This window comes from Thermoflexibacter ruber, from assembly GCF_900113045.1.
GTDB lineage: Bacteria > Bacteroidota > Bacteroidia > Cytophagales > Thermoflexibacteraceae > Thermoflexibacter > Thermoflexibacter ruber.
Window position 1 is genome coordinate 1 of record NZ_FONY01000050.1, and the last position, 24574, is coordinate 24574.

The 24574-nt window shown below is 36.5% G+C and carries 21 protein-coding genes and 1 pseudogene; 8 read left to right on the forward strand and 14 right to left on the reverse strand.

The genetic code is table 11. The features are described from left to right. Positions 1 to 403 precede the first annotated feature (403 nt). From BM141_RS19620 to BM141_RS19635, 4 genes are all read right to left on the reverse strand, one after another. Positions 404 to 826 (reverse strand): hypothetical protein, encoded by a 423-nt coding sequence (locus BM141_RS19620; protein WP_091549167.1) that lies wholly within the window; start codon positions 824 to 826, stop codon positions 404 to 406. A 119-nt stretch (positions 827 to 945) separates the two neighbouring features. Then, positions 946 to 1704 carry a glucose 1-dehydrogenase gene (locus BM141_RS19625; RefSeq protein ID WP_091549168.1) on the reverse strand — a complete coding sequence of 253 codons (759 nt, stop codon included), beginning with the start codon at positions 1702 to 1704 and terminating at the stop codon, positions 946 to 948. Positions 1705 to 1743: 39 nt separating this feature from the next. After that, a complete protein-coding gene (locus tag BM141_RS19630; RefSeq protein ID WP_091549169.1) occupies positions 1744 to 2145 on the reverse strand; it encodes a hypothetical protein in 402 nt (133 codons plus the stop codon). Between the two features lie 44 nt (positions 2146 to 2189). Continuing rightward, a complete protein-coding gene (locus BM141_RS19635) occupies positions 2190 to 2591 on the reverse strand; it encodes a hypothetical protein (RefSeq protein ID WP_143091013.1) in 402 nt (133 codons plus the stop codon). A gap of 388 nt (positions 2592 to 2979) precedes the next feature. Here BM141_RS19635 and mdh point away from each other — a divergent pair, with 388 nt between their 5' ends. Beyond that, positions 2980 to 3915 carry a malate dehydrogenase gene (gene mdh, locus BM141_RS19640; protein WP_091549171.1) on the forward strand — a complete coding sequence of 312 codons (936 nt, stop codon included), beginning with the start codon at positions 2980 to 2982 and terminating at the stop codon, positions 3913 to 3915. 55 nt (positions 3916 to 3970) lie between these two features. On the opposite strand, the gene BM141_RS19645 is transcribed toward mdh, so the two are convergent. Next, positions 3971 to 6046 (reverse strand): BatA domain-containing protein, encoded by a 2076-nt coding sequence (locus BM141_RS19645; RefSeq protein ID WP_091549172.1) that lies wholly within the window; start codon positions 6044 to 6046, stop codon positions 3971 to 3973. Positions 6047 to 6056: 10 nt separating this feature from the next. After that, on the reverse strand, positions 6057 to 6449 hold the full coding sequence (locus BM141_RS19650; RefSeq protein ID WP_091549173.1) for a helix-turn-helix domain-containing protein: 393 nt from the start codon (positions 6447 to 6449) through the stop codon (positions 6057 to 6059). 387 nt (positions 6450 to 6836) lie between these two features. Between BM141_RS19650 and BM141_RS19660 the strand changes: the two genes are divergently transcribed. Continuing rightward, the gene (locus tag BM141_RS19660; RefSeq protein WP_091549175.1) at positions 6837 to 7226 is read left to right on the forward strand and encodes a hypothetical protein; all 390 of its coding nucleotides are present in this window, start codon (positions 6837 to 6839) and stop codon (positions 7224 to 7226) included. Between the two features lie 240 nt (positions 7227 to 7466). Beyond that, positions 7467 to 7880: a hypothetical protein gene (locus BM141_RS23575; RefSeq protein ID WP_245764118.1), complete on the forward strand. Its 414-nt coding sequence runs from the start codon at positions 7467 to 7469 to the stop codon at positions 7878 to 7880. A gap of 11 nt (positions 7881 to 7891) precedes the next feature. Here the strand turns inward: BM141_RS23575 and BM141_RS23820 are convergent. The 5 genes and pseudogenes from BM141_RS23820 to BM141_RS19685 form a co-directional block, all read right to left on the reverse strand. Beyond that, positions 7892 to 8089 (reverse strand): annotated as a pseudogene (locus BM141_RS23820) (BatA domain-containing protein); the annotation flags it as partial. Between the two features lie 96 nt (positions 8090 to 8185). Beyond that, positions 8186 to 8605, reverse strand: a complete 420-nt coding sequence (locus BM141_RS19670) for a Fur family transcriptional regulator (protein ID WP_091549177.1) — start codon at positions 8603 to 8605, stop codon at positions 8186 to 8188. A gap of 129 nt (positions 8606 to 8734) precedes the next feature. Beyond that, positions 8735 to 9349, reverse strand: a complete 615-nt coding sequence (locus BM141_RS19675) for a hypothetical protein (protein ID WP_091549178.1) — start codon at positions 9347 to 9349, stop codon at positions 8735 to 8737. A 126-nt stretch (positions 9350 to 9475) separates the two neighbouring features. Further along, positions 9476 to 10855: a leucine-rich repeat domain-containing protein gene (locus BM141_RS19680; RefSeq protein ID WP_091549179.1), complete on the reverse strand. Its 1380-nt coding sequence runs from the start codon at positions 10853 to 10855 to the stop codon at positions 9476 to 9478. A 123-nt stretch (positions 10856 to 10978) separates the two neighbouring features. After that, positions 10979 to 12994 (reverse strand): SpoIIE family protein phosphatase, encoded by a 2016-nt coding sequence (locus BM141_RS19685; RefSeq protein ID WP_091549180.1) that lies wholly within the window; start codon positions 12992 to 12994, stop codon positions 10979 to 10981. 407 nt (positions 12995 to 13401) lie between these two features. Here BM141_RS19685 and BM141_RS19690 point away from each other — a divergent pair, with 407 nt between their 5' ends. The 4 genes from BM141_RS19690 to BM141_RS19705 all read left to right on the forward strand — a co-directional run bounded on the left by BM141_RS19690 (position 13402) and on the right by BM141_RS19705 (position 16867). Continuing rightward, positions 13402 to 14118 (forward strand): hypothetical protein, encoded by a 717-nt coding sequence (locus BM141_RS19690; protein ID WP_091549181.1) that lies wholly within the window; start codon positions 13402 to 13404, stop codon positions 14116 to 14118. Positions 14119 to 14131: 13 nt separating this feature from the next. After that, complete coding sequence (locus tag BM141_RS19695) at positions 14132 to 15571, forward strand: sodium:solute symporter (RefSeq protein WP_091549182.1); 1440 nt, start codon at positions 14132 to 14134, stop codon at positions 15569 to 15571. A gap of 161 nt (positions 15572 to 15732) precedes the next feature. Next, complete coding sequence (locus BM141_RS19700; protein ID WP_091549183.1) at positions 15733 to 16146, forward strand: hypothetical protein; 414 nt, start codon at positions 15733 to 15735, stop codon at positions 16144 to 16146. Between the two features lie 25 nt (positions 16147 to 16171). After that, the gene (locus tag BM141_RS19705) at positions 16172 to 16867 is read left to right on the forward strand and encodes a fatty acid desaturase (protein ID WP_177217469.1); all 696 of its coding nucleotides are present in this window, start codon (positions 16172 to 16174) and stop codon (positions 16865 to 16867) included. On the opposite strand, the gene BM141_RS19710 is transcribed toward BM141_RS19705, so the two are convergent. From BM141_RS19710 to BM141_RS19720, 3 genes are all read right to left on the reverse strand, one after another. After that, positions 16864 to 17442 carry an RNA polymerase sigma factor gene (locus BM141_RS19710; protein ID WP_091549185.1) on the reverse strand — a complete coding sequence of 193 codons (579 nt, stop codon included), beginning with the start codon at positions 17440 to 17442 and terminating at the stop codon, positions 16864 to 16866. The two genes, BM141_RS19705 and BM141_RS19710, sit on opposite strands and share 4 nt — an antisense overlap. 73 nt (positions 17443 to 17515) lie before the next feature. Beyond that, positions 17516 to 18541: a formylglycine-generating enzyme family protein gene (locus BM141_RS19715; protein WP_091549186.1), complete on the reverse strand. Its 1026-nt coding sequence runs from the start codon at positions 18539 to 18541 to the stop codon at positions 17516 to 17518. Positions 18542 to 18588: 47 nt separating this feature from the next. Next, positions 18589 to 22305, reverse strand: a complete 3717-nt coding sequence (locus BM141_RS19720) for a VCBS repeat-containing protein (RefSeq protein WP_091549188.1) — start codon at positions 22303 to 22305, stop codon at positions 18589 to 18591. 84 nt (positions 22306 to 22389) lie between these two features. On the opposite strand from BM141_RS19720, the gene der reads away from it, so the two are divergent. Further along, positions 22390 to 23697 (forward strand): ribosome biogenesis GTPase Der, encoded by a 1308-nt coding sequence (gene der, locus BM141_RS19725; RefSeq protein ID WP_091549187.1) that lies wholly within the window; start codon positions 22390 to 22392, stop codon positions 23695 to 23697. Positions 23698 to 24574 lie beyond the last annotated feature (877 nt).

The window sequence follows — 24574 nt, forward strand, 5'->3', positions numbered from 1 at the left end:
TCCTTTCTCTTGCTGAGAAAGGGACTTTGTTTTTTTGACGCTTTTGTGGAGTTAGCCAATGAACAATACTACATGTAACTTTAAGCCCATAGGGCTATCATGTTTATAGAAAAGAGTAAGCCCAAGCCACCTACAACAACGCCGTAGGCGTGAAATATGCCACCGCTACGCAGTTTTATGTCGGTATATTCATTATTTTCTACAAAAATAGCACACCTACGGTGTTAGTCAAGGGTAGATGAAAGTCCATTGCTTACATAAGTTTTACACGGAAAGTGTCAGAGAACAGGGACTTTGGAGTAAAGAAAATTTCAAAACCACTTTTGATTGAGTATATTTAGTTTTTTCATATTCCAATCTATCAGAAGTAAAAACCTCATAGATTAGAATATAAATCTTTTGTTTACTTCTTCATCTCAACAAAAACTTTATCATTCACATCTCCTAAGAAAGGACCTTGTTTTACGCTAATGCACTGCATATCCTCCTCTACGCGTATTGCGTGAACGCCGTGAATTAGCACAATAGCATCTCCTTTTCGTAGTGTAACTTCTCTGAGCAATTCCCCTTCATCGCTGTAAAGTTCTACCACCACTACGCCGCGCTGTACAACAAACATTTGTTGCAAATCTTGAATTTCTCTGGGAATCCACTTATGGTAATGAGGAGGTTCAACAAAACCAGCCTCGTGTGCCAACAATCCAAACTGAAAAGAAGATTCGGGGGGAGAAAAGAAGGTAGTTTTAGAAACAGTAACATCTGCCCAAATAATCTCGGCATATTTTATTCCATTATATTCTATGGTTTCTACTGAATTTTTATTCATTTGCTTGAGTATTAAACGTATTATAAAATGCTTTAACAAACAAATTTATGATTTTAAAGCAAAAATGCTTCCGTTTTTAAAGGAAGCATTTTTGAAATCATCTGGATTAGACTTTGCAATTAAGTAAGTTGTAGCTGAGTAAAACCACCATCAGCGTTAATTTCTGCTCCTAAAATATAAGAAGAATCATCACAAGCTAAGAAAAGGGCTACTTTGGCGATTTCCTCTGGTTCTCCTATTCTTTTCATAGGGTTTTGAGAAGCCAGCGTACTTATCATTTCTTGGACTACTTCCGCAGAAAGTCCCGGCATATCTAAGATAGGAGTACGAGTTACTCCCGGACTAACCATATTTACCCTAATTTTTCTGGGTAAAAGTTCGGTAGAAAGGGTACGAGCCAAAGAGCGAAGTCCAGCCTTACTTGCGGCATAAGCACTCAAGGAGTGTTGCCCGATTTGGTTAGAAATAGACCCATTCAACACAATAGAGCCTCCATCGTTCATGTGGGGTAAAGCCTTTTGTATGAGGAAGTAATCTCCTTTTAAGTTGATGTTGATTACCTCATCAAAGAGTTCTTCTGTCATTTGCTCTATCGGTGCGGCTTTGGCAATGCCTGCATTGAGAAAAAGTACATCGATTTTACCAAACTTCTTAACAGTTTCCTCCACCAGTCTTGCTCTGTCTTCAGCTTTGCTGATGTCGCCGACTACTGCCAAGATATTTTCACCGATTTCTTTTTGGGCTTTTTCCAATTTCGAGGCAGTACGCCCAAAAATAACAACTTTTGCTCCCTCAGCAACAAAAATTTTTGCTGCCGCCAAGCCAATGCCACTACCACCTCCCGTGATGATAGCTACTTTATTTGCCAACTTTTTCATTAATAGAGATAAATTTGAAGTTTTGGTATAGAAAATGAATTAACTCTGCAACCACTCTGAGGCTTTTTCTGGGCTATCAAAATATTTGACTTGAAAACTGCTTGCATTGTCCTCTTCCATGGTCTGCTCTATGGAGAGTTGTGCAATCATCTCTTTACTCACGATAAGAGCATACTTTCTCAATCCCGCACCAATGAAACGGGTGAAGATGCTTTCATTTACCCAAGTTTGAAGCTCTGGAGAAATAGGGAAAAGAAAATTGGTAGTATTGTCATGAAACTTCTCTACCTTGTATTTTTCTGCTACTTCTGCTATTTTCTCCACCTCTTCTTTGAACTTTTGTTCACTCATGTACTCTGTGTCTGTTGTCCATTCTTTTGCTAAAAGTTTAAGGTCTTCATAGACACGAATGGTTTGAAATGTACTTTTGTAGGCTTCCATAAGTAATATTAGTTTTAAAGTATTGAAAAACAAATAAGTAAAATTTAAGATTTAAGCCAGTTGATAGCATTTTCTTCACTGTCAAAATACCTTGTTTTCAAGTCAGTATTGGACTTTTCTTCATCTATAAGCTGCTCAATAGACACCTGTACAAAGAGGTCATGGCTTACTAAAATAGCTAACTTTTGTAGCCCTATGCCTTGAAATACAGGGAAAATAATACCATTATGCCATTCTTGTAAGTTTGGAGGGATAGCAAAGCCCATTTGAAGCGTATCAGCCAATATATTCTTAGGCTTTACTTCCTCAAGTGCTTTTTTTTCCGCTTCAATTTCCGCTTTGAAATCCTCTTCGCTCATTTTTTCGCTATCTGCGAGCCATTGAATTTTTACGCCATTTATCTCTGGCATGGAGTTGATTTGTAGAAAACTGCTTTTGTGTAACATTTTGTTGCTCATTAAAAAATTGACGAATAGAACGATAAAACTATAATATTGGCAAAGGTAGAAAATTGAATTTTTGAAAGTAAAAGATTAATTTTAAAAAAATTACACAGGTAATTTAATTAAATACAAAAGCTCGAGTAAAACCAATACAATTAGCTACAATACTCGCAAAAATGCTTAGATTTAACAAATACTAATATTAATTTATTTTAAAAAGTGAGAAATAACAACTGTAAAGGAAAGGTTCTATAACTTTTACTATTTTTTTGATATGCTTTGTCGCAAATTGATATTTCCTCATTAAATTAGCACTCCAAAAAAGAGCTAATCTACTCTTTTATTATTTTTACAAATTAACTAATCAATTTAACAATAAACTCATAACTCAATGAAAGTAACCGTAGTAGGTGCAGGAAACGTAGGAGCAACTTGCGCCGATGTATTGGCATACAGACAGTTAGCTGATGAAGTAGTATTACTTGATATAAAAGAAGGACTCAGCGAAGGCAAAGGATTAGATATGCTCCAAACTGCTACGCTGTTGGGGTTTGGCACTAAAATCACCGCCTCAACCAATGATTATAGCAAAACAGCTGGCTCTGATGTAGTACTGATTACCTCTGGTATTCCGCGCAAGCCGGGCATGACCAGAGAAGAACTCATCGGCATCAATGCAGGCATAGTCAAAAGCGTAACAGAAAACCTCATTCGCTACTCCCCTAATGCGATTGTGATTGTGATTTCTAATCCAATGGATACGATGACTTATTTGGCATTAAAGTCCTCTGGTTTGCCTAAGAATAGAATTATTGGCATGGGCGGGATTCTGGACAGTGCCAGATTTAAAACTTATCTTTCCTTAGCGTTGAATGCTTCTCAGCACGACATAGAAGGCGTAGTAATAGGTGGACATGGCGATACTACTATGATTCCTTTGACCCGTTTAGCAACCTATAAGGGTGTACCTGTCAGTCAGTTCCTTTCTGCCGAGCAACTCAAACAGGTAGCCGCAGATACTATGGTAGGTGGGGCTACTTTGACCAAACTTATAGGTACTTCTGCTTGGTATGCGCCTGGTGCGGCTGGTGCTTTGTTAGTAGAAAGCATTGTTCGCGACCAAAAGCGTGTATTCCCATGCTGTGTAGTCTTAGATGGGGAATATGGTCAAAAAGATATTTGCTTAGGTGTGCCTGTAGTGATTGGTAGGAATGGCTGGGAAAAAATTATAGACTTTCAACTAAATGCGGAAGAACAAGAACTTTTCAACAAGTCTGCTGAGGCGGTACGTAGTATGAATAGCGTTTTGAGTACGCTGTCTTTGTAAAACTAAAAAATACTTAATCCTATAAGGTTTAATGAACCTTATAGGATTTTCTGTATTATACTGTTTTCCAAAAACGTATGAGCGAAACCTCTATCAGCAAGAAGGCAAGTGCGGCATAGAGCATATATCGCCAAAGAGGGAAAGCTACATTTTTTTCTTTGAACTCATTGCCAAACTTTTCATTATCAATGGCTTCAAAAATTTGTACGTTCTTTTTCCCTGCAAAAATACGCTTAAGTTCCTCTGAGCTGTAGGTTTCAAAAACAGACTCTCTTTTATCATAATTGAAAGCAATGTTGGCAATTGGTCGGTTATCGCTTTTGCGAATCACTACGTAATTCCCTGCTTCCATATTGGTTTTAGGAATGTCTATGATTAGCTTCCCATCGGCAATTCGCTGGGGAGTAATAATTTCCAAGCCCACTTTGTTGGTGCTATCCGTAGGGACTATTTTGAAAATATCATTTCGGCTACTTCCTTGCATCACAGAGTCTTCCAAGGTAATGGTCGCTACATTTTCTGTAAAATTATACGCCAATCGCTCGTTGTTATTTCTGCTTGCCAAAGCAATTTTATACATCACAGGCACAAAGAGCGAGTGTTTGGCAAAATCTGAATATTTGGTGTCTAAAGGTGAAGCAAACAAATAGACCTTGCCATTTTCCGCTCCAGAATTAAAGACAGAGCAAAAAGGCAAGTCATTTTTAAAATTTAAAATTTTTGCCCCTACATTGCCCCAATTGATGACAGGAATGGCTTGGGGCGTACTCATAGTAGGAGAAATTTTTTCAAAAACACCAGTGAAAAAAGGATTTTGGGCATCTGGGGGATTCAGACCCAACATCTGCGTATTAGGTGCAGCAGGAGGCATATTGCGAATAGGTAAGCCAAAAGCATTAGCATAACTTTCCGTATTGGCATTGTCTGAGGGAAATAAAACTACCGTTCCGCCTTTGGAAAGAAAATTTCGCAAGGCTACTTGCAAAGCATTGTCTATGTCTTTGATAGACTGCAAAATAACTAAGTTGGAAGTAGGTAGTTGGGAGTAATCCACTGCATTGATACTGAATTGCTTTACTTTGAAAAAAGGTTCATTGGCATACACATTGGCGATGTAGGGCGTATTGTCGCTGGTAATGTGGGCAATGCGAATTTCAGGAGCAACCCTCAGCGTAAAATAATAATCGTTGTCAAAAGTAACAGGGTAGTCGTCTAAAGTAATTTTGCATCTTTTTGCCCCAGCATCAGTTACAGCAAAGTTCAGTGCAATAGTCTGCGAAGCATTGGCATCTATGGTAACGGTGCTACTCGATACTTGATTCCCTTCGATGAAAAACTTTACAATTTTATCTGTAACCCCGTTGGTACCAAAGTGATTGACCTTGATATGCAGGGTGTTATTCTCATTGACCTTGACAAAGGGGTTTTCTAACCAAATCGAGTCCACGTAAATATTAGAGGTTTCGCTTGGTCGCAAAGGAATCAAGTAAAAATTGTTAGTGCTGTCCAAGGTCAAGTTTTCTAAACTCCCATTGCTTTTTTGAAAATCAGAAAACCAAAAAATATGGTTGCTCTTGTCGCTTGTGTTGTTCTGTAAGTTAGTGAGTTGCTTGTTATAAATATTTTTAAAATCCCTGCTGGAGTTGCTATAGTCTATTTTATTGAGCCTATCATTGATTTTGCTGGCTTCAAAAAAGAAGTTCAAGTCTGCATCAAAGCTATTGGTCAAGAGGGAAAAAACAGCAGATTTAGGAAAAACTTTGAGCAGTTGGTCGGTATAGGTCAAACTCAAATCCAAGAGTTTTTTGTTGTCCTGCTCGCTTTGCATACTAAAAGAATTATCCACATAAACACTCACATAGTTGCTTTGTTGGGTGGCATTGACACTTTGGTTAGGAATGATGGGCTGGGCAAAAGCCAAAGCCAAAGCAGTAATGAAAAGACAGCGTGCCAAGAGAACAAGCAGATTTTTGAGCTTGTTCTTAGAATTTGAAATTGCCTTAACTTGTTTGAGAAAGTCTATATTGGTAAAATAGACTTTTTTAGGTCGTTGGAAATTGAAAAAGTGAATAATAATTGGGATAGCTATTAGCCCAATGGCAAACAAGAATGTTGGATATAGAAAAGTCATTGATAGTGAGTTATGAGTTTCTGTTTTGTAAGTTTTTTAAGAAATCTATCATTTCTTTGAGTTCTTTGTTTTGACTCTCAAGTAAGGCGATTTGTTTTTCGTATAACTCTCTTTCCTTATTAGTAAGTTCATTGTTGATGTAAATACCATTCTCTACCCCTGTTTGATTATGTGTAATGCTAAATAAAACAAATCTCTCATCAAAACCAATAATATCTGCGGGTTTTAATCCTAAAATTTTTGCAATATCACGAATTCGAGTAAAAGAAATATCTACTTCTCCATTTTCTATTTTGCTATACCCTCGTTGCGACATTTGTAGCTTCTCTGCCATGTATTCTTGTGTAAAATTTTTCAACTCTCTGATTTTCTTTATATTAAGACCAATATCTAATGTTTCCATGATTTAATTACTTCATTTAGTTCTAAAATAGATGTAAATATAGTAAATTAGAATTATATGTTCTTAGAATCAAACAATTTTTTTATAATATTTGTCAAGAAAGCGGAAGCCAAAAAGCTAATAGAGTAAGCAATATTTTAAACAAACTATTACGATGAGAAAATTAATTTTTAGTAATGTCTTAACATTGATATTGATTATCTTTGTTACTGCAAGTTGTCAAAATCAAACATTATCTTCCTTAGAAAAGGATATGTCTGAGCAAAATATTAAAGAAACAAGTATTGAAAAACAAGTTACAACACATGAAAGTTTTCAGAACTTGGTAGATTTACATATTAAACAAAGAGATAGACAAAAACAACGACTCATATACTATCTCCAGAGGTGAAAAAGAAAATCAAGGAAAACTTATCAAATAAAGCAAATGTTAATTTATATCTCAAAAGTAAAGGATACAAAAATGAACAAGAGTTGATAAATGAGATATTGCTTGAGATGAATTACTTAGAAAAGTTATCTCAAGATATTTCTGCCTTTGGGAAATTGAATAATAATCAAAAAGATGTGATTTTGAAAAAGGCATTGACTATGTATGCAAGCACTCAAAAAGATTTAGACGATAGTACATTAGAAAGTATGGGAAGTAGGGCTTATTGTAGCGCGATGTATGCTATCTGTTCCGTAAACTGTTTTAGAGATGCAGGCTGTTTAGTTCGTTGTTTTTTGGATTATTTAGCATGTTTGATTGATAGAGAAGAACCTCAATATGAATGAGTATAATTGAATATTACTAAGTAATTCAACAATTCTAAGCACACTTTAAGTCAGCTGAAGATGATATTGGGCATTAAATTATCAATTAATTATCAAGAAAACTATATCTGATAATTTTGTTGAATTACTTACAATAAGTATTGGAAGCTTAGGAAAACTGTTTTATTAAGCTATAAATACAGGATAATCAGATTTTTAACATTTTAAAGTATCAATAATCTAACTATTAAAAATCTAACCATGCATAGTCAAGAAAAAATCATTGTAGATAAACTTGTCCAAAGTTCAAAACTAAAAGAGGTTCTTGATGATTTATTTGCTTCAAACCATTTTCAAGAAATCATTAGTTCTGAAGATAAACTTGTTGTATCTTTGAAAGAATTAATGCTTAAGTATGGAGAAATAATTAAGCAAGAATTCAAAGAGGTAAAAAAGGGAGAAAAAAATATAGAAGAAACCTTTATTTATCAGAAAATGATGCCTTTGAATCCTCTTAAAATAGAGGAAATCAATTATAAAAGCAAGGAAGACCTTTTTGCTGAACTTTTACCAGAAGTTCCAGAAATTAAAGACTTAGATGCAGCTACTTTTTCAAGATTAACAGGAGAAGCGAGCAAAAAACTGATTGCAGAGATATTTGGATTTAAGTTATAAGCCAAAGCAGTAATGAAAAGACAGCGAGCCAAGAGAACAAGCAGATTTTTGAGCTTGTTCCTCGAATTTGAAATCGCCTTGACTTGCTTGAGAAAGTCTATGTTGGTAAAATAGACTTTTTTAGGTCGTTGGAAATTGAAAAAGTGAATGATAATTGGGATAGCTATTAGCCCAATAGCAAACAAAAATGTTGGATATAGAAAAGTCATTGATAGTAAGCTATAATTTTTGAACCAAATGTAAATATATTATTCCCAATTTTAAATTTCTATATGTTTGACATTTTTTATGAGAATATACCACTATTACTTTGGGCAGTCTTTGCAAATGCCTTGCACTAAAAAATTATAGCCTGTAAGTTGGTAGTTTATAGGAAGTTTGATTTCTGGGATTAAAACTTCTTCTAAGCAGAAAGTATGCCCACACTTCGTACAGCTAAAATGCACATGACTATCATGGTGCTTATGCCCTACGCAATGGTCAGCACAGAGGGCATATTTAGCAGTACCAGACTCATCTAAGACCTTGTGAATCAAGCCTTGTTCTTCAAAAGATTTGAGAGTACGATAAATTGTTACGCGGTCATAGCTGGGGTCTATTGCTTCTTCTATTTCTCCATGAGAAAGCGCATACTTTTTTGACAAGAAAAAATCTAAAATTTCTAAGCGAATTTTTGTTTTTCTTACTTGATGCTCTGCTAAAAGATTCTCTGAAACTTTGCCCATACATATCAAATTTTATGAGAAACAAATATAGCTGTTTTCTGGTTCAATGTGGGTATTTTATACATAATTATTTGTTTATCATGTCATAGAAAGTTACGGAATGTTTGATTGATTGTGCGAAAAAGCTTCTCATTTACTTTTATAAAAATCATATACTTTTTGAATTGCTCCTAAGAGTTGGGGTAAATTAGCTATGCCATAGCGTTGAGAATCTATATAGAGTATTTGTTTTTCCAATTTTAAAAATTGCCATGTAAAACCATTAGTTACAGCCCCATGTATGATAGTTATGTTATTACCTTCTCTTTCGTTGAAAATGCGTGCTGCATACATCTCAGCACCACATTGCCCATACCAGTCCTCTAAGTTGTCATTTTTTGCCTCAAAAATGCTTACTACAGGTGCTTGGATTCTATTTCCGTATGGGTTGGTGCTAACTAAAAAATCGCATACCCCTTTGAGTCCTTTTTGAGGGTCTATATTTAAACTAAATCCTGAAAAAGGCTTAAATTCTTGGTTCTTTACCCACATTTCCACCAAAATAGGCATGATGAGTAGTTCAGATTTTGCCTTTTCATTGGGCATAGGCAAGGGGAGGTTGCGTCTGATTAGCTCTTTTAAGAAATCAGAAGGTTCTGCTGGTAGGAGAGGCTCTAACATATCTATATATGTCTGGTCGGAGATATGCAGAATATTGGCTAAATCTTCTAATTTGTAATAGCGATAAGACTTAGGGATTTTCATAAAGCATTTTGATTTATCCCAAAGTTACAAGTTTTTAATGAAAAAGCATACACGTATTATATGAATTTTTGCTTTAAGTCCTTACTTACCAAATATTTAGTTAGAATTTGTTTGCTGTATAATTTCTCAAAAATCTAACTGAGCCGCGGGAAATAAATCTGTCAGTCTTTTCTTTTCCGCAGCGGAGATTTTGTTGTTGCTCAGGTCTATTTTGATGAGATTGCTAATCTTATTGATACAAGCAGGGAGTTTCATAAGCTGATTGTCTTGGAGTTCTATTGCCATCAGCCCTTCCATGTTGCATAGGTCGTTCGGCAGTTGGGTAAGTTTGTTGCCCCACAGTACCAACACCTGCACATTGCTCAGCTTGCCTATCTCCTTAGGCAATTCGGTAAGCAGATTGGTATTAAGGTCTATGCTGACCAGAGCTGTCATATTTCCTAACTCAGTAGGAAGAGAGGTAAGTTCATTTTGGAAAAGAACCAACTCTTTGATTTTCTTTAAATTGCTTATTTCCTTGGGGATTGATTTCAGTTTGTTGGCATTCAGGTCTAACTGCTCTATATCGGTCAAATTACCAATTTCGGCAGGGAGAGAGGTCAGTTGATTACTGGTCAAGTCTAAACTTTTGACTGCTTTCAAATTACCTATCTCTTGGGGTAGTGCTTCTAAGGCATTGTAGGAAAGGTCTATTTCTATTAATTTTTTCATGCCTACGATGCTTGTAGGTAGTCTTTTTAGGCTATTTTGCGTAAGGTTCAAAAAAGTCAGGTTTGTTAAGTTTCCTATGCCGTTTGGCAGATTGACCAACAAGTTAGAGTTAGCATCTAACATTTGTAGGTTTACGAGGCTACCTATCTCCTCGGGTAAAGCCCCAATGCGATTATCCCAAATTTCCAATTTTTTCAGTTTTCTTAGATTCCCTATCTCACCGGGCAGACTTTGCAAGGAATTGGAATGGATAGAAAGTTCCTCTAAATTGACTAATTGGGTAATGACTAAGGGAAATTCGTTGAATGAGTTATGGTCTAAGTCCAGAGAAAGTAAGTTAGTAAGATTTGCCATCTCTTTGGGCAGGTCTATGAGCCTATTTGCTTCTAAGGTAATTTTTCTCAGATTAGAGAGTTTACCTATCGCTATGGGCAGGCTTTTGATTTTATTGGAATGTAGGTAGAGGTATTGCAAATTTTTTAAGTCGCCTATGGCGTTGGGTAAGGTAGTAAGGTTGTTCTCGCTCAGGTCTAACTCTTGTAGGTTAAATAGCTTGCCAATACTTTCTGGAAGTTCGGAGAGCGTAGAGTTCTGCTCGCCCCATGTGTCCGTCCCGTAGCTTGACAAATCTAAGCGGTACACTTTGTCTGGTTCTGTCAAGGCTTCTTCAAGAGAATTATAAATCTTCTTACTTGCTAAACTTGCTGAGTCAAGGAGTTGAGCATAAATAGAAGAAGTACTTAGTAAAAATACAATGCCTACAATAAGGGTAAAACTAAAAATATCTTTTTTCATAATTAAATTTTGACAAATAGAAAGATATGTTGCACTATTATAAGAAAATCCGCAAAAACTAAACCACACTTTTTAACACTTGGGGAAGTAAGATGTAAGATTTTAATTGCTGGTATCTATCTCTCAGGCTTGGAAGCCAATAACCAGAATATCATCTATCTGAGCGTGTTTTCCCATCCATGCTTTAAAGTTGTGCTCCAAAGCCAATTTCTGCTCCTCCATAGGTAACTGATGGTACTCAAAAAATTTTTGATAGAGTTGCCTTTTTCCAAACTTTTTATTTTCAGTTCCCCCAAATTGGTCTTCGTAGCCATCGGAGAAGATATAGCAAGTTGTGGGTAGAGAGAGGTCTATAGTATGCTTAGTAAATTGCTTATTTTTAAATTTTTCTATGTTTTTTCGCACGCTCCCCCCTACATGGAGTTTGTCCCCTGCTATTTCTACTATTTGACCATTTTGGATATATATTAAGGGGTTTTTTGCTCCTGCAAATTCCATTTTTCTACCGTTCTTATCTATTGTGCAGATAGCGATGTCCATACCGTCATTATTAGCGGTTTCTTCTTGGTTGAGGGATTCTTTTACTCCCTTGTCTAAGGCTTTGAGTATCAAGTCAGGAGAAGTAATTTGTTGGAGTTTGACGATTTGGTTGAGCAAGCCATCGCCCACCATAGACATAAAAGCCCCCGGCACGCCATGCCCTGTGCAATCTATCGCCGCTAAGACGATTTTTTTATTTCCAAACTCATCAGCGACCTCAGCTATCCAGTAAAAATCCCCACTTACGACATCACGGGGCTTAAAAAATAGAAAAGACTCAGGAAGCAGATTTTGAATATCTTTTTGGCTGGGAAGCATAGCTTTCTGTATTCTCTGAGCATAGTTGATACTGGCAGTAATGTTGGCATTTTTTTTCTCAATAATAACTTTTTGCACTTCTAAGGTTTCATTTTTCACTTTGATTTCTTGGTACGCATTGGTAAGTTCTTGGGCTTGTTGGAAAATTTGCCTGTTTTGCTTTTGGATACGCCTGCTGATAAAATAAAAAATAACGGCTAAGGCTAATAAGAAAATAATCAAGGCAGAAGCGATGAGAATATTGCGTTGGAATCTTTGTTCTGCCTCTTCTTTTTCTTTAGTAACAGTTTGTAGGGCTTCTTTGGTGGCTAAGGTTACAGAATCTCGCTCCAAAAGTTCTTGTTTAAGTTTTTCTATGACTTCGTAGGTTTTTTGCTGGGATTCCTGATATACGCGATTATTTTCTGCTAACTTTTGCTCTAAGCTATTCACCTCTTCCTTGATGCCGGCACTGCGAGCCTTATTCTCATCAATTTTAAGTTTATCAGTGATGTTGAGCAGGTCTTTGCGTAGCTTCTCGTTGCTCTCAGCCACCATTTTGCTCTGTTCCTCTAACTCAGCAGTAATTTTTTTGAAATCTTCTTGATAATTCCATTCCGTTGGCTGAGGCTTTTCTTGTACATTAGCATTATTATTTTCTACTTTAGCTTTCATTTTCACCGTAGTACTCGATACCAAGTTTTGATTTTCCTCCTCCGTTTGCTGTGCAATTTCTTTTGGGGTTTTAGGTTTTACCAAAATCACATATTGGTTATTGTCCTTAAAAGTAACATCTTTAGCCTCTACTACTAAGCCGTCTATCAGGAAAGTAGCTTGGAGTTCAGGATTAAAATTGTCTGGGAGATTAATAGAAAACTTGCCCTCAGTATTGCTTTTAGCAGGGCTACTTTCATTCACTCCTTTGATAGCTACATATGCATTAGAAATATGCTCATTAAACCTGTTCCGAACCTCACCTCTTAGTGTACTTTGCTTGGCGTGCATAGTAATATTGAGTGTATGGTTTGCCTCGTCATACTGCCAAGTTTTGAGAGAAAGTCCTTCCTTATTTGCTATGACGTTAGCTGGTACAGTCCCTTTTTTGAGATATACTTTAAATACTCCGTTGGTAGTACTGGTAATACGCATCTTATCAATAGAAATCTTGACATTCCCTATTGGTTTTCCTTTTTCATCTAAGGTATAGCCTTTGACTGCCACTTCGTCTTGGGCTGCTACATGCAAAGGGAGAATACAAAAAAGGCAAAAAAATACAAGCCACCAATTTCTTGAGCGATTCATGCTAAAATTCGGTTTACAATGAAATTTTTTTCAACTAAAAAAGTTTTGTGATACTGTAAAGTTTTGTAGTAGTGCCGATAGGGGGAATACATAGGTGTATTTTGTCAAATGATAAATTTAGCAAAAAAACCTAAATTTATAGTATTTAACGAAGAAAAAATTTCATTTCTTTTAGTTTACTTACTCCTTTTTACCAAAGATATAACCTGTTTTAAAGTATTAAATTTAAAAAAATGATAAATTAGAATAAATATCTTTGTATTTCCTCCCTCAATTTTTCCTTTTTTTACTTCTCGCTGCAAAATGTATGGCAGTGTAAAGATTGAAATTTTGTATTTAATTGAGTTACTTTGGGGAATGGGCGTAAATAAAAAATATATTTTACTTATTTTAATTACATTAGCTATATGAAAGCCTTATTTATTACTTTATTTTTAGTCTGTTTTAGTCTTTTTTTACACGGGCAAAGTAACCTGACCTTCATGGGTGCGCCTGTGGGTCTGCCTAATGCCAACAGCAACATGGCACTTGTTATGGACAATCGCTATCAGGGCATTAAGGGTTCTCCCCGCCTTTTTGACAAGTGGTATCCTGCCGAGATTGTATTGAATGGTGGTCAAAAACATCAAAATATTCCATTTAAGTTAGATGTATTTGAAAAGCAAGAATTGATTACTAAAAATCAGACGGGAGATTCCCTATTTATCAAAGAAGAAATGGTAAGTTATTTTAGTATTTATAATGAGGATACTAAAATCACGCATACCTTTAAGCGTTTCAAGGAGAAAAATACAGACACAAAGCCTATTTTTTTTGATGTTTTGCACGAAGGTAAATATGCTTTGTTAGCTAAAAGATACAAAAACTTTTCGCCTGCGGACTTTAAGGGTGGGTATAGTGTGCAGAAATTTTACGATGAATATACTAATGCTACTGACCTATTTGTCAAAATGCCTGAAATAGAAGATTTGGTAAAGATAAAACCTAATAAAAAATCAATTCTGAAGGTCTTGTCGGGAAAAGATAAAGAATTATCTGCATTTATAGACAAAGAAAAATTAGATTTTAAAAAAGAACAAGACCTTGCCAAATTATTTGCCTATTACAATCAATTACTTAACTAAATATCGCTAATCCATGTCGCCAGAACTTATTGTCAGTATCATTGCTGTTTACTTTTTAGTTTTAATCATTATTGCTTATTATACCTCAAGAGGGGCAGACACAGAAACTTTTTTCATTGCTAATCGCAACGCACCTTGGTATTTAGTGGCTTTTGGTATGATAGGGGCTTCTATTTCGGGAGTTACCTTTATCTCGGTTCCAGGAGCTGTGGGAGCGGACAAATTTTCCTATTTCCAAATGGTCTTGGGCTACTTACCGGGCTATGCTTTTATAGCTTTGGTACTTATGCCTTTGTACTACCGCCTCAATTTGATTTCTATTTATACCTATTTAGATGAAAGATTCGGGCTAAATGCTTATCGTACAGGTGCTTTCTTTTTTCTCCTTTCGCGTACTGTGGGGGCGGCTTTTCGCCTATTTTTAGCCGCTTTGGTGCTGCACTTGGGTATTTTTGCTCCTTTGGGTATCCCATTTTGGCTCAATGTCATCATTACCATTGGTTTGATTTGGGTCTATACTTTCAAAGGAGGTATCAAGACTATCATTTGGACGGATACCCTGCAAACTTTTTTTCTTGTTTCTGCACTCATTATCAGCGTAGTATTAATAGCATCTCAGCTTAACTTAGGTATAGGTGAACTCATTACTACAGTTCAAAACAGTGATTACTCCCAAATCTTTTTTTGGGAAATGAACGACAAGAAAAACTTTTTCAAGCAGTTCTTGGCGGGAATGTTCATCGCTATTACGATGACAGGCTTAGACCAAGACCTAATGCAAAAAAACCTCTCTTGCAAGAACCTGAAAGAAGCACAAAAAAATATGTTTTCTTTCTGCGTGGTCTTAGTTTTTGTCAATTTGCTTTTCCTCACGTTGGGTGCGCTTTTGTATATGTATGCTCAAGAAAAAGGCATAGCCCTTCCTGAACGCTCTGATGAACTCTATCCCTTGTTGGCGTTAAAACTCAATAGTTTTGGTACTTTGGCAGCCGTTTTTTTCCTCTTAGGTATTACTGCTTCTACTTATGCAAGTGCAGACTCAGCTTTGGCATCTCTTACCACTTCTTTTTGTATTGACTTTTTAGATTTCAAAAATCGCAAAGAAGAACAACGTCAAAAAATTAAGTTTTGGGTACACTTAGGTTTTTCTTTCTTACTTTTCTTAGTCATTTTGATTTTCAAGGCATTAAATGATGAAAGTGTCATCAATGCAGTTTTCAAGGCGGCAGGCTATACCTATGGACCTTTGTTGGGATTGTTTGCCTTTGGCTTGTTTACTCGATGGAAGGTCAGAGATAAGTTCGTGCCGTATATCTGTTTAGCCTCTCCTATCCTGTGTTACTTGTTGAATTTATACTCTGCTGACCTTTTTGGAGGCTACAAGTTTGGTAATGAAATGCTTTTAATCAACGGTGGTTTGACCTTTCTGGGATTGTTAGCATTGAAAAAATAAAGAAACACAAACTTTTTGTCTTTATTATTGTTGAAATATTAACGAACAGTGAAGCTAACATTATTGGTCAATTTTATCAAAGATTCCATTTTGAATTAGCTAATTTTTGTTTAAGTTTACATCATTAAAATATATTCCCTATTCCCTTAATCAATACAATTATGAATATAGTCATTGATGAAAAATACGGCAAATTTGGCTATGATTTAGAGTTAAAAGCGATGTTTCATCATTGGAAAGGTTTTTTGCTTTTAGATGAGGTAAAGCACGTAGCAGAAACTACTAATCCAATGATGAAAGAATTGGGCTTGGTAAACGTCATCGCTGACCACAATGAAATGGAACTTTTTAGTGATGAGGTATCGGCTTATATTGCAGAAACGTGGATTCCCGCTCAAGAAGAGGCAGGTGTGAAAAATATTTTTGTCGTGCTGTCCCAAGAAGCTTTTGCAAAGTTTGCCGCTGAGGAGATGCACGAACACGCCAAAGAAAAAGCCAAGATAGATATTAGGCACTTTGGTAGTATGGAAGATGCCATAGAAGCCGCAAGACAGTACAATGCAAATAATAAATAGATTTGTATAAACTATAAATAAAGAGATGAAAGACAACAGAGGTGTTTATATCGCACTGACTATCATTGCGTTGTGGTTTATTTCGCTAACTTTGCTACTTACTCAATATGAGGTAGATTTTTACTCCCCTCTGACTTATTTGTTGGTATTGGTACAGGCACATCTCTACACGGGCATTTTCATTACCGCACATGATGCTATGCACAGCGTAGTTTCACCTAATCGCCTTGTGAATGAATGGATTGGACGGGTTTGTGCTACTATTTTTGCTTTTAATTTTTATGATAATCTGAACAGAAAACATCACTTGCATCATCGCTTTGTGGGTACAGAACGCGACCCTGACTATCATGGAGGAAATTTTTGGGTGTGGTATTTTAATTTTGCTAAGCAGTACATCAATGTATGGCAAATTATTTTCATGGCAATTACCTACAATGTACTCAAAGCGTTTTTTCCTAATACCAACGTGATTCTGTTTTGGATGCTGCCTTCTATCATTGCGACTTTTCAACTTTTTTACTTTGGGACTTATCTACCGCACAAAGGAGAGCATGAACCTGATAATGTGCATAAATCTCGAAGCCAAGCCAAAAATCACGTGTGGGCGTTTCTCACGTGCTACTTTTTTGGCTATCACTATGAACACCATAATTCGCCAAGAACTCCATGGTGGCAACTTTACAAGGAAAAAGAAAGAATGATAGAAAAAGTAGGTTAATATCTTGGTAAGTAGAGGAAATATAACCTCATGAGTAAAAAAACTGTCATGTATTCCCTAAGCAGTTTCAAAGACTTGTAAATCAGGTTGTAAAGGGGTTGGTAGGTAATACCCATGATTTCTGCAATCTGCTCGTAGTTCAGACCTTCGTAAAACCTAAGGTAAATAGCTTCTCTTTGTCTTTTAGAAAGTTGGTTGAGTGCCTGAACGAGTTTAGCTTGCTTTTCTTGCAAATTTAATTCCTGCACTAAAAAATCCTCATGAGAAAAAACTATATCAAATTCTACTTCTAAATTTTCCAATTCTTTCTTTTTCTGATTTTTATGGTGAATAATTCTTCTGCGGAGAGATTTGAAAAGGTAAGGCTTGATGTACTGCACATCAGCTAATTTTTCCCTTTTAGTCCATATTTCCATGAATACCTCTTGAATACAATCCTTGCTCAAATCGGCATCGCCCGCAATTTTAAGGCTATACTGATATAAGTCCGCATGGTAATATTGCATCATTTGGGTTATTGCTTCTTCTTTTCCTTGCTTTAACTCCTGCCAAATTTCGTAATCACTTTTTCTCATCAAGAGGAAAGGTTTGTTTAGGCAAATTGCACAAAGTTAATTGAATAAGCAATATTAAATAGATAAAATTGAATTACAAATCGTCAGGAGGAGTACGGAAATATTTTTCTATTTCTTCCTTACTTGGCTGGATAGCAGGTCTGACTACCCTAAATCCACAAAAAGAGGCATCGGTAAACCACCACTTACTTTTGGGGATTTGTGGGTCTCTTTGCTTCCATGAAGGTTGCGAACCTCGCCTTGCGGCACTTCTGAGCTGGTCAGGGTCATCGTCCCAAGAGCCTCCTTTCACAGCAATAGGATACAAAGTAGTTACAGGAATATAGTCAGAGGCTTTTCTTTCTTTGGGAGTTTGGTAGGCATCAGGAACATATTGGTCTAATGTCCATTCACATACGTTGCCGTGCATATCGTACAGTCCCCAAGCATTAGGTTTTTTTTGCCCTACTTTTTTGTAACCACCACTGCTATTTTCGTAATACCAAGCATACTCATCAAGTTGCTTTGGGTCATTTCCAAAATGATATGCCGTAGTGCTACCTGCTCTGCACGCATATTCCCACTCGGCTTCAGTAGGTAGCCTGTAAAAATGTCCTGTTTTCATAGTCAGCCACTTGCAGTACATCAAGGCGGCGTACTGAGTCATATTGATAGCAGGGTAGCCATCTTTGCCCATACCAAAGCTCATGTCCACATACGGCGGGCTTGGATAGGAAACCGCATCTACTAAGGTTTTGCCGTTCACCAATTTGTCTTTGTTCAGTGCTTCCTCTCTCATATCTTTGGACATAAAAGGCTCGTATTGATTCCAAGTAATTTCTACTTTCCCCATCCAAAAGGCGTCGACTTTAACTTTCTGGGGTTTACCCTCATCTTCTTTTCTATTAGGTTCATTTTCAGGACTTCCCATGAAAAATTCACCCGCAGGAATAGGTATCATCTCCAAGAAAATATCCTTTGTCCCAGGTACTAATTCCCTGTAAGGCTCTAAGACAGTATTATCTTTAGCTGACTTGTTTTTTTCTGCTTTTTTTTGAGCATAAAGGATAGTTTGAGAAACATATAGCAAAATTATGGTAAATAACAAATTACGGTTCATAGGGCAATTATTTAATCAGATTTCATTTTGAGCAAAAATAAACAAATTTAATTTATCTTTCCTATCTCTCTACTTTCTCCCTTTCTATTATGAATGACAATTTTACTCATAGTTTCATCAATTTTCATTCGCCTTGCAGACTGCGAAAGGTAGGTATCACCATAGTAGAATTCTAATCTGCGTTTTTTGCCGTTTTTGAAAGTGATTTCTGCAAAAACATCATCTGGGTTGATTTTGATAGAACGGCTTATTGGGTCTTTCTCCTTTGCGGGAATTTTCATCTGTAAAGTTGATTCATTTACCACAAAGCATTTCAACTTATCTTTATTCTGCGAGGCGATAAAAATTTCTTTCCCATTTTTATCGTACAGGGTAGCTAAGGCTTTTCCGTCTTTGGGGACAATGAAACCGCTTTGATATAAAGGAATCGCCTTGAAGTTGCCTTTGCCATCCCCTTTTAAGTATAAGCCATATAAAGCATCTAAGCGACCTATAAATACCTCACATCCGTAGTCGTTGCCTACTGCTAACAAATCTAAATTGCCGTCGCCATCTATGTCTGTAGCTTTCATACCAAAAAGAGGAGCAAACTGAGCTTCCATAGGTAAACTTTTCATGCTAAAGTTTCCATCTCCTTGATTTTCAATATATGCAGATTCAAAATAATTGGCTTGTAAAATTTGCGCCCCTTGTAAACTGTCCTTAGAAAAAATATCGTTGGTGGTGGCTAAACCATATTTAGCATATCTTGGAAATTTGCGCCTCATGAATAGCATTTGCTTAATCATATCATCTCGGGAGTGCATAGGGTAAGAAGCTCTGTTACCCAAACTATCATTCATAAAGCAACTCAGCACCGCATCGTAGCTACCATTGCCATCAAAGTCTTTGGCAAAAATGGCAGTTGGCTCATTTTCAGTAGCTTTATACATAGAATTTAGCCCATAGTTTCCTGCTACGTAGTCTATGTCGCCGTCATTGTCAAAATCCCCTGCTACTATGCTTTTCCACCAGCCTATTTTGTTGTTAGTTGTTAGTTGTTGGTTGTTAGCTATTAGTTTCCCTTGATTATTTTTAAAAAAAGTAATGGGCATAAATTCGCCAACTATGACTAAATCAGCTTGGTTATCATTGTCAAAGTCAGACCAAAGTGCATCGGTTATCATGCCTAAGTTTTCTAATTCGGGGCAGATTTCTTTGGTTATATCAGTGAATTTAATTTTTCCTTGTCGGGTATCGTTTCTTAAAATATAACTTTTGACAGGCATGGGGTACTTGGCTGGCACTACTCTCCCCCCTACAAACAAATCCAAATCACCATCGCCGTCAAAATCCGCCGCTTTTACGCAAAGTTTACTTTCTCTCATAATAGGTAGGGCAGTAGTATCTATTTTAAAATTCCCCTTGCCATCATTGATGTATAATCTATCTTGCTGATTAGGTGCGCCTTGGGAGAATTCATACGAACCGCTTGCTACGTAGAGGTCGTTGTCGCCATCTCCGTCTGCATCAAAAAATAAAGCCCCTGCGTCTTCTTGTAACTTATTGATATTTTCTATGGGTTTAAACGGAATGTCCTTGGGATTGTAAGGAGTAGGTGTGGCACTTTTGATAGGCAATTTTTCAGGGTTAAAAATCTGAGCAGAAAATGTACCATCTTGATTTTGAGTAAATAAAGTTCCATGAAATTTGAATGCTCCACCTACAAAAAAATCATCTAAACCGTCCCCATTTACATCTGCTACGGCAATGCAAGGTCCTGCTTGGGAAAACTTGTGCGGTAAAGTTCTTTGGATATTAAAATCTACAAAATCGAGTTCAAGATGAGTAAAATTTAAAATATTGTTTGGGATAGTTTGAAATTGTTGGCTGTTAGATGTTAGTTGCTGGTTGTTGGTTGTTTGATAGTTGGTAATTGATAATTGATAATTAGTAATTTTTTCTTGGGCATTTTGATAATTGATAAGTATTGATTGATTAGGACTAATTGATTTGAGTAATTCAGTCTTGTTATCGTTCCAAACTACTCTGATAGAATCAATTACCTTGCTTTTGCCTAAGCCAAAGTGGGCAAGATTTTCTGAACTCGATAGGAAGCCTCTGTAAAAAGAATGTTCGTAAAACTGCATTCCTTCTCGCGTATAAACCCAGACTTTCGCTCCTAAACCTAATTTGTTTTTCTCATTGCCTACAAATTTGATTCTTAGCCAGTTGTTTTGTATTTCTTTGCCTTTATTATCATTTAAGTTATTTTTGAGCAAAAAAGCCTCATCATTAATATTATTAGTAACTATGTCCAAATCGCCGTCATTGTCCAAATCGGCTACGGCGGTACCGTTGGTAAAAGAAATATAGTTCGTTCCCCACTCTTTAGACTTATCTGAAAATGTGTAGTTTCCATTATTTTTAAAAATATAATTAGGAATTTTTACTTCGGGAATCTGCGATTTGAGGTTGTCATAAGTAGCAAAAAGATTGGTTGCTCCTGAACGAAACGCTCCAAAATCGTGGTCGGTTACGTCTTTGGGGAAGCCATTGGTAATGAGCAAATCTCTCAGTCCATCATTGTCAAAATCCATGAAAAGCGAAGACCAAGACCAGTCCGTATCAAATACACCTGCCAACATTCCTATCTCACTAAATACGGGTAGTCCTGTTTCTGGATTAATCCCTTGATTGAGTTGGAGCGTATTTCTAATGTATTGATATTCGTATCCGTATTGGTCATTTAGCACATAGTCCGCATACCTGTTTGCCCCAATCATCTGCTTTTTTCGCTTGTTACTTGCAGGAAGCATATCTAAGGCGATGATATCCACCAAGCCGTCGTTGTTTATGTCTGCAATGTCATTGCCCATAGCCGAGAAAGATTGGTGCTTTATCATATCCGCAATGCGATTGGTAAACGTACCATTCTGATTATTAATATAAAACAAATCATTTTTCAAGTAATCATTGGTAACGTAAATGTCTTTCCAACCATCTTGGTTGATGTCCACAATCGCCACCCCATGCCCAAAGCCCTCTATCAAAATATTGGCGTGCCGAGAAACATCGGTAAAAACCGGGTGTTTCAAGGTTTCGTCCCAATCGTTCCTGTAAAGTCGGTCGGTCGTTCTTGACTGCCCGTCTAAGGCTTTGGCTCTGTATTGGCTTGGAAACTGCTCGTTCATTTCGTTCATCAATACATATAAATCCAAATCTCCATCATTGTCATAGTCAAAAAAAGCAGCATTGGCAGAGTGCGCCGTATCTGCAACATTGTATTCCTTTGCCATGTCTTTGAAAATAGGTACGCCGTTTTTGTCATTGCCTTGATTGACAAAAAGCATATTTTGGCGGCGACTTGCCTCTTGGCTAAAAGTAGCACAAACGTAAATATCTAACTTGTCATCATTGTTAATATCTACCACAGCAATTCCTTGCGACCAACGGTCAGGGGCGGCTATGCCTGCTTTTTCGCTTACATTCTCGAACTCCAAGTCCCCTTTGTTCAGGTAAAGTTCGTTCGGCACGGCATTTCCCGAGAAGAAAATATCCTGTAATCCGTCTTGGTTAAAATCGCCTACTGCCACCCCTCCCCCGTTATAGATAAACTCTCGAGTCATGATATTGACTTCCGAAGTGGCAATAATGGCATTGTTAAAGGTAATCCCTGTGTCATCTGAAGAGAGTAGGGTAAAGAGGGTATCTGATTTTTTTTGGCAAGAAAAAAGTAAGTAAATGAGTAACGTGAGTAAATATACTGTTGTTATGTTTTTCATATTTACGCTTATAGTTGTTTTATTCATAACAAAAATAGCAAATCTTTGTATATCTTTGCAGGTTAAAAAATTAAAAATCTACACATGGCAAATATTGTAGCAATTACGGGCAGACCGAATGTAGGCAAGTCGACCTTATTTAACCGCTTAATAGAGGAAAGGAAGGCTATTATGGACAATATCAGCGGAGTTACCAGAGACCGTCATTATGGTCAAGCAGAGTGGTGTGGGAAATCTTTTACGGTGATTGATACAGGCGGCTATGTACATGGTTCTGATGATGTTTTTGAGGAAGCAATTAGAGAGCAGGTAGAATTAGCTATACAGGAAGCCTCAGTCGTTCTTTTTTTAGTAGATGCACAAGAAGGTTTGACAGGGCTTGACGAAGAATTTGCTAATGTACTAAGGAAAAGCAAAAAGCCTGTTTATGTAGTAGCTAATAAAGTGGACACACCCAATAAAGTAGATTACATAGGTGAGTTTTACGCTTTGGGTTTAGGCGAGGTGTTTGGTATTTCCTCTCAAAATGGCTTGGGAACAGGGGACTTATTAGATAAAATCATTATTCACTTTGAGGAAGAAAAAGAAGATATAGACAAACCATCTATCCCAAGATTTACTATTGTTGGCAGACCCAATGTAGGCAAATCCTCTTTGCTCAATATGTTGATTGGAGAGCATAGAAGCATAGTTACAGATATTGCAGGCACAACCAGAGATGCAGTAGATGCACATTATACGGCTTTTGGGCATAATTTTATCATTACTGACACTGCGGGTATTCGCAAAAAATCTAAAATCAAAGACAATATAGAGTTTTATTCTATCCTACGCTCTATCAAGGCTTTAGAGGATTCTGATGTGTGTATAGTCGTGATAGATGCCTCCCAAGGTTTAGAGTCCCAAGACGTAAACATTATCAACTTAGCTATTAGATACGGCAAAGGAGTAGTACTAATGGTAAACAAATGGGATTTGATAGAAAAAGACAGTAAGACTGCCAAACAATACGAAGATGCGATTCGCTCTAAGTTAGCTCCTAATGACTTCATGCCTATAATTTTTACTTCTGTCATTAACAAACAGCGAGTATTTCAGACCATAGAAAAGGCAGTAAAAGTATATGAAAATAAGTACAAAAAAATCCCTACTTCTGAACTCAACGAAGTGATGCTCAAAGTTATAGAAGCCTATCCTCCTCCTGCTATCAAAGGCAAATATATTAGGATTAAATACATTACTCAGTTTCCCGCAAAAACACCGACTTTTGCCTTTTTTTGTAACCTCCCCCAATATATTAAAGAGCCTTATCAACGCTATTTAGAAAATAAAATGCGTGAAAATTTTGATTTTGAAGGTGTGCCTATAAGATTGTTTTTTAGAAAGAAGTAAGCATATTAGTAAGTAATTCAACAAAATAAAAATCCTTGTATTTGTCGGTACTGTAAGGACTTGCGTTTTGTAATAGGTGAGATAGCACGAATACTTCTTGAGTTCCATAGGAACATAACTAATTCACTAACAAATATTTATATTACCTCTACAAAACTTTGTGATGCTTTGGCATGATATATATTTACAAAATAAGAACCTCTACGAGGTTAAGAGTATGTTTAGAAATTCAACACTTTGATTTTTAATAAACTACTAAAATAACAACCTCTGTAAGGGCTAAATCTTTGTAGAAAAGAAGGCAAAATGCGTATCAAGAACACCAAATCTTAAGACAAGATTTCGCCGCTACGAGGCTTTTCAAGAAGTATTTTTCTATCAAGATTCCAAGCCTAAGGCGTTCAAAACAACCTTTTTGTATTTTTCCAAAATGGCTCGCTATTTTCTAAACATACTCTTAAATAAAAAGAATAATTAAAATTGTTAAATTACTTCAATAAAATATTTCATGTCGTATTAAACTATACTCAAAATAACATGATTTTCAATCCCTTTCTTTTGCTGAGAAAGGAACTTTGGTTCTCTGACACTTTTGGTGGAGTCAGCCAATGAACAATACTACATCTAACTTTAAGCCCGTAGAGCTGTCATCTTTGTAGAAAAGAGTAAGCCCGCATACAGCAACGCCGTAGGCGTGAAATATGCCACCGCTACGCGGTTTTATTCATTATTTTCTATAAAAATTAGCACACCTACGGTGTTAGTCTGAAAGTCCAATGCTTAATAAGTTTTACACAGAAAGTGTCAAAGAACAGGGACTTTGGAGTAAAGAAAATTTCAAAAACACTTTTGATTGAGTATAAAAACTCTTCATAAG

Coding starts and splice junctions, on each gene's coding strand:
- BM141_RS19620 (WP_091549167.1), bottom strand. CDS start 826: ATGAATAAAAATTCAGTAGAAACCATAGAATATAATGGAATAAAATAT.
- BM141_RS19625 (WP_091549168.1), bottom strand. CDS start 1,704: ATGAAAAAGTTGGCAAATAAAGTAGCTATCATCACGGGAGGTGGTAGT.
- BM141_RS19630 (WP_091549169.1), bottom strand. CDS start 2,145: ATGGAAGCCTACAAAAGTACATTTCAAACCATTCGTGTCTATGAAGAC.
- BM141_RS19635 (WP_143091013.1), bottom strand. CDS start 2,591: ATGTTACACAAAAGCAGTTTTCTACAAATCAACTCCATGCCAGAGATA.
- mdh (WP_091549171.1), top strand. CDS start 2,980: ATGAAAGTAACCGTAGTAGGTGCAGGAAACGTAGGAGCAACTTGCGCC.
- BM141_RS19645 (WP_091549172.1), bottom strand. CDS start 6,046: ATGACTTTTCTATATCCAACATTCTTGTTTGCCATTGGGCTAATAGCT.
- BM141_RS19650 (WP_091549173.1), bottom strand. CDS start 6,449: ATGGAAACATTAGATATTGGTCTTAATATAAAGAAAATCAGAGAGTTG.
- BM141_RS23575 (WP_245764118.1), top strand. CDS start 7,467: ATGCATAGTCAAGAAAAAATCATTGTAGATAAACTTGTCCAAAGTTCA.
- BM141_RS19670 (WP_091549177.1), bottom strand. CDS start 8,605: ATGGGCAAAGTTTCAGAGAATCTTTTAGCAGAGCATCAAGTAAGAAAA.
- BM141_RS19675 (WP_091549178.1), bottom strand. CDS start 9,349: ATGAAAATCCCTAAGTCTTATCGCTATTACAAATTAGAAGATTTAGCC.
- BM141_RS19680 (WP_091549179.1), bottom strand. CDS start 10,855: ATGAAAAAAGATATTTTTAGTTTTACCCTTATTGTAGGCATTGTATTT.
- BM141_RS19685 (WP_091549180.1), bottom strand. CDS start 12,994: ATGAATCGCTCAAGAAATTGGTGGCTTGTATTTTTTTGCCTTTTTTGT.
- BM141_RS19690 (WP_091549181.1), top strand. CDS start 13,402: ATGAAAGCCTTATTTATTACTTTATTTTTAGTCTGTTTTAGTCTTTTT.
- BM141_RS19695 (WP_091549182.1), top strand. CDS start 14,132: ATGTCGCCAGAACTTATTGTCAGTATCATTGCTGTTTACTTTTTAGTT.
- BM141_RS19700 (WP_091549183.1), top strand. CDS start 15,733: ATGAATATAGTCATTGATGAAAAATACGGCAAATTTGGCTATGATTTA.
- BM141_RS19705 (WP_177217469.1), top strand. CDS start 16,172: ATGAAAGACAACAGAGGTGTTTATATCGCACTGACTATCATTGCGTTG.
- BM141_RS19710 (WP_091549185.1), bottom strand. CDS start 17,442: ATGAGAAAAAGTGATTACGAAATTTGGCAGGAGTTAAAGCAAGGAAAA.
- BM141_RS19715 (WP_091549186.1), bottom strand. CDS start 18,541: ATGAACCGTAATTTGTTATTTACCATAATTTTGCTATATGTTTCTCAA.
- BM141_RS19720 (WP_091549188.1), bottom strand. CDS start 22,305: ATGAAAAACATAACAACAGTATATTTACTCACGTTACTCATTTACTTA.
- der (WP_091549187.1), top strand. CDS start 22,390: ATGGCAAATATTGTAGCAATTACGGGCAGACCGAATGTAGGCAAGTCG.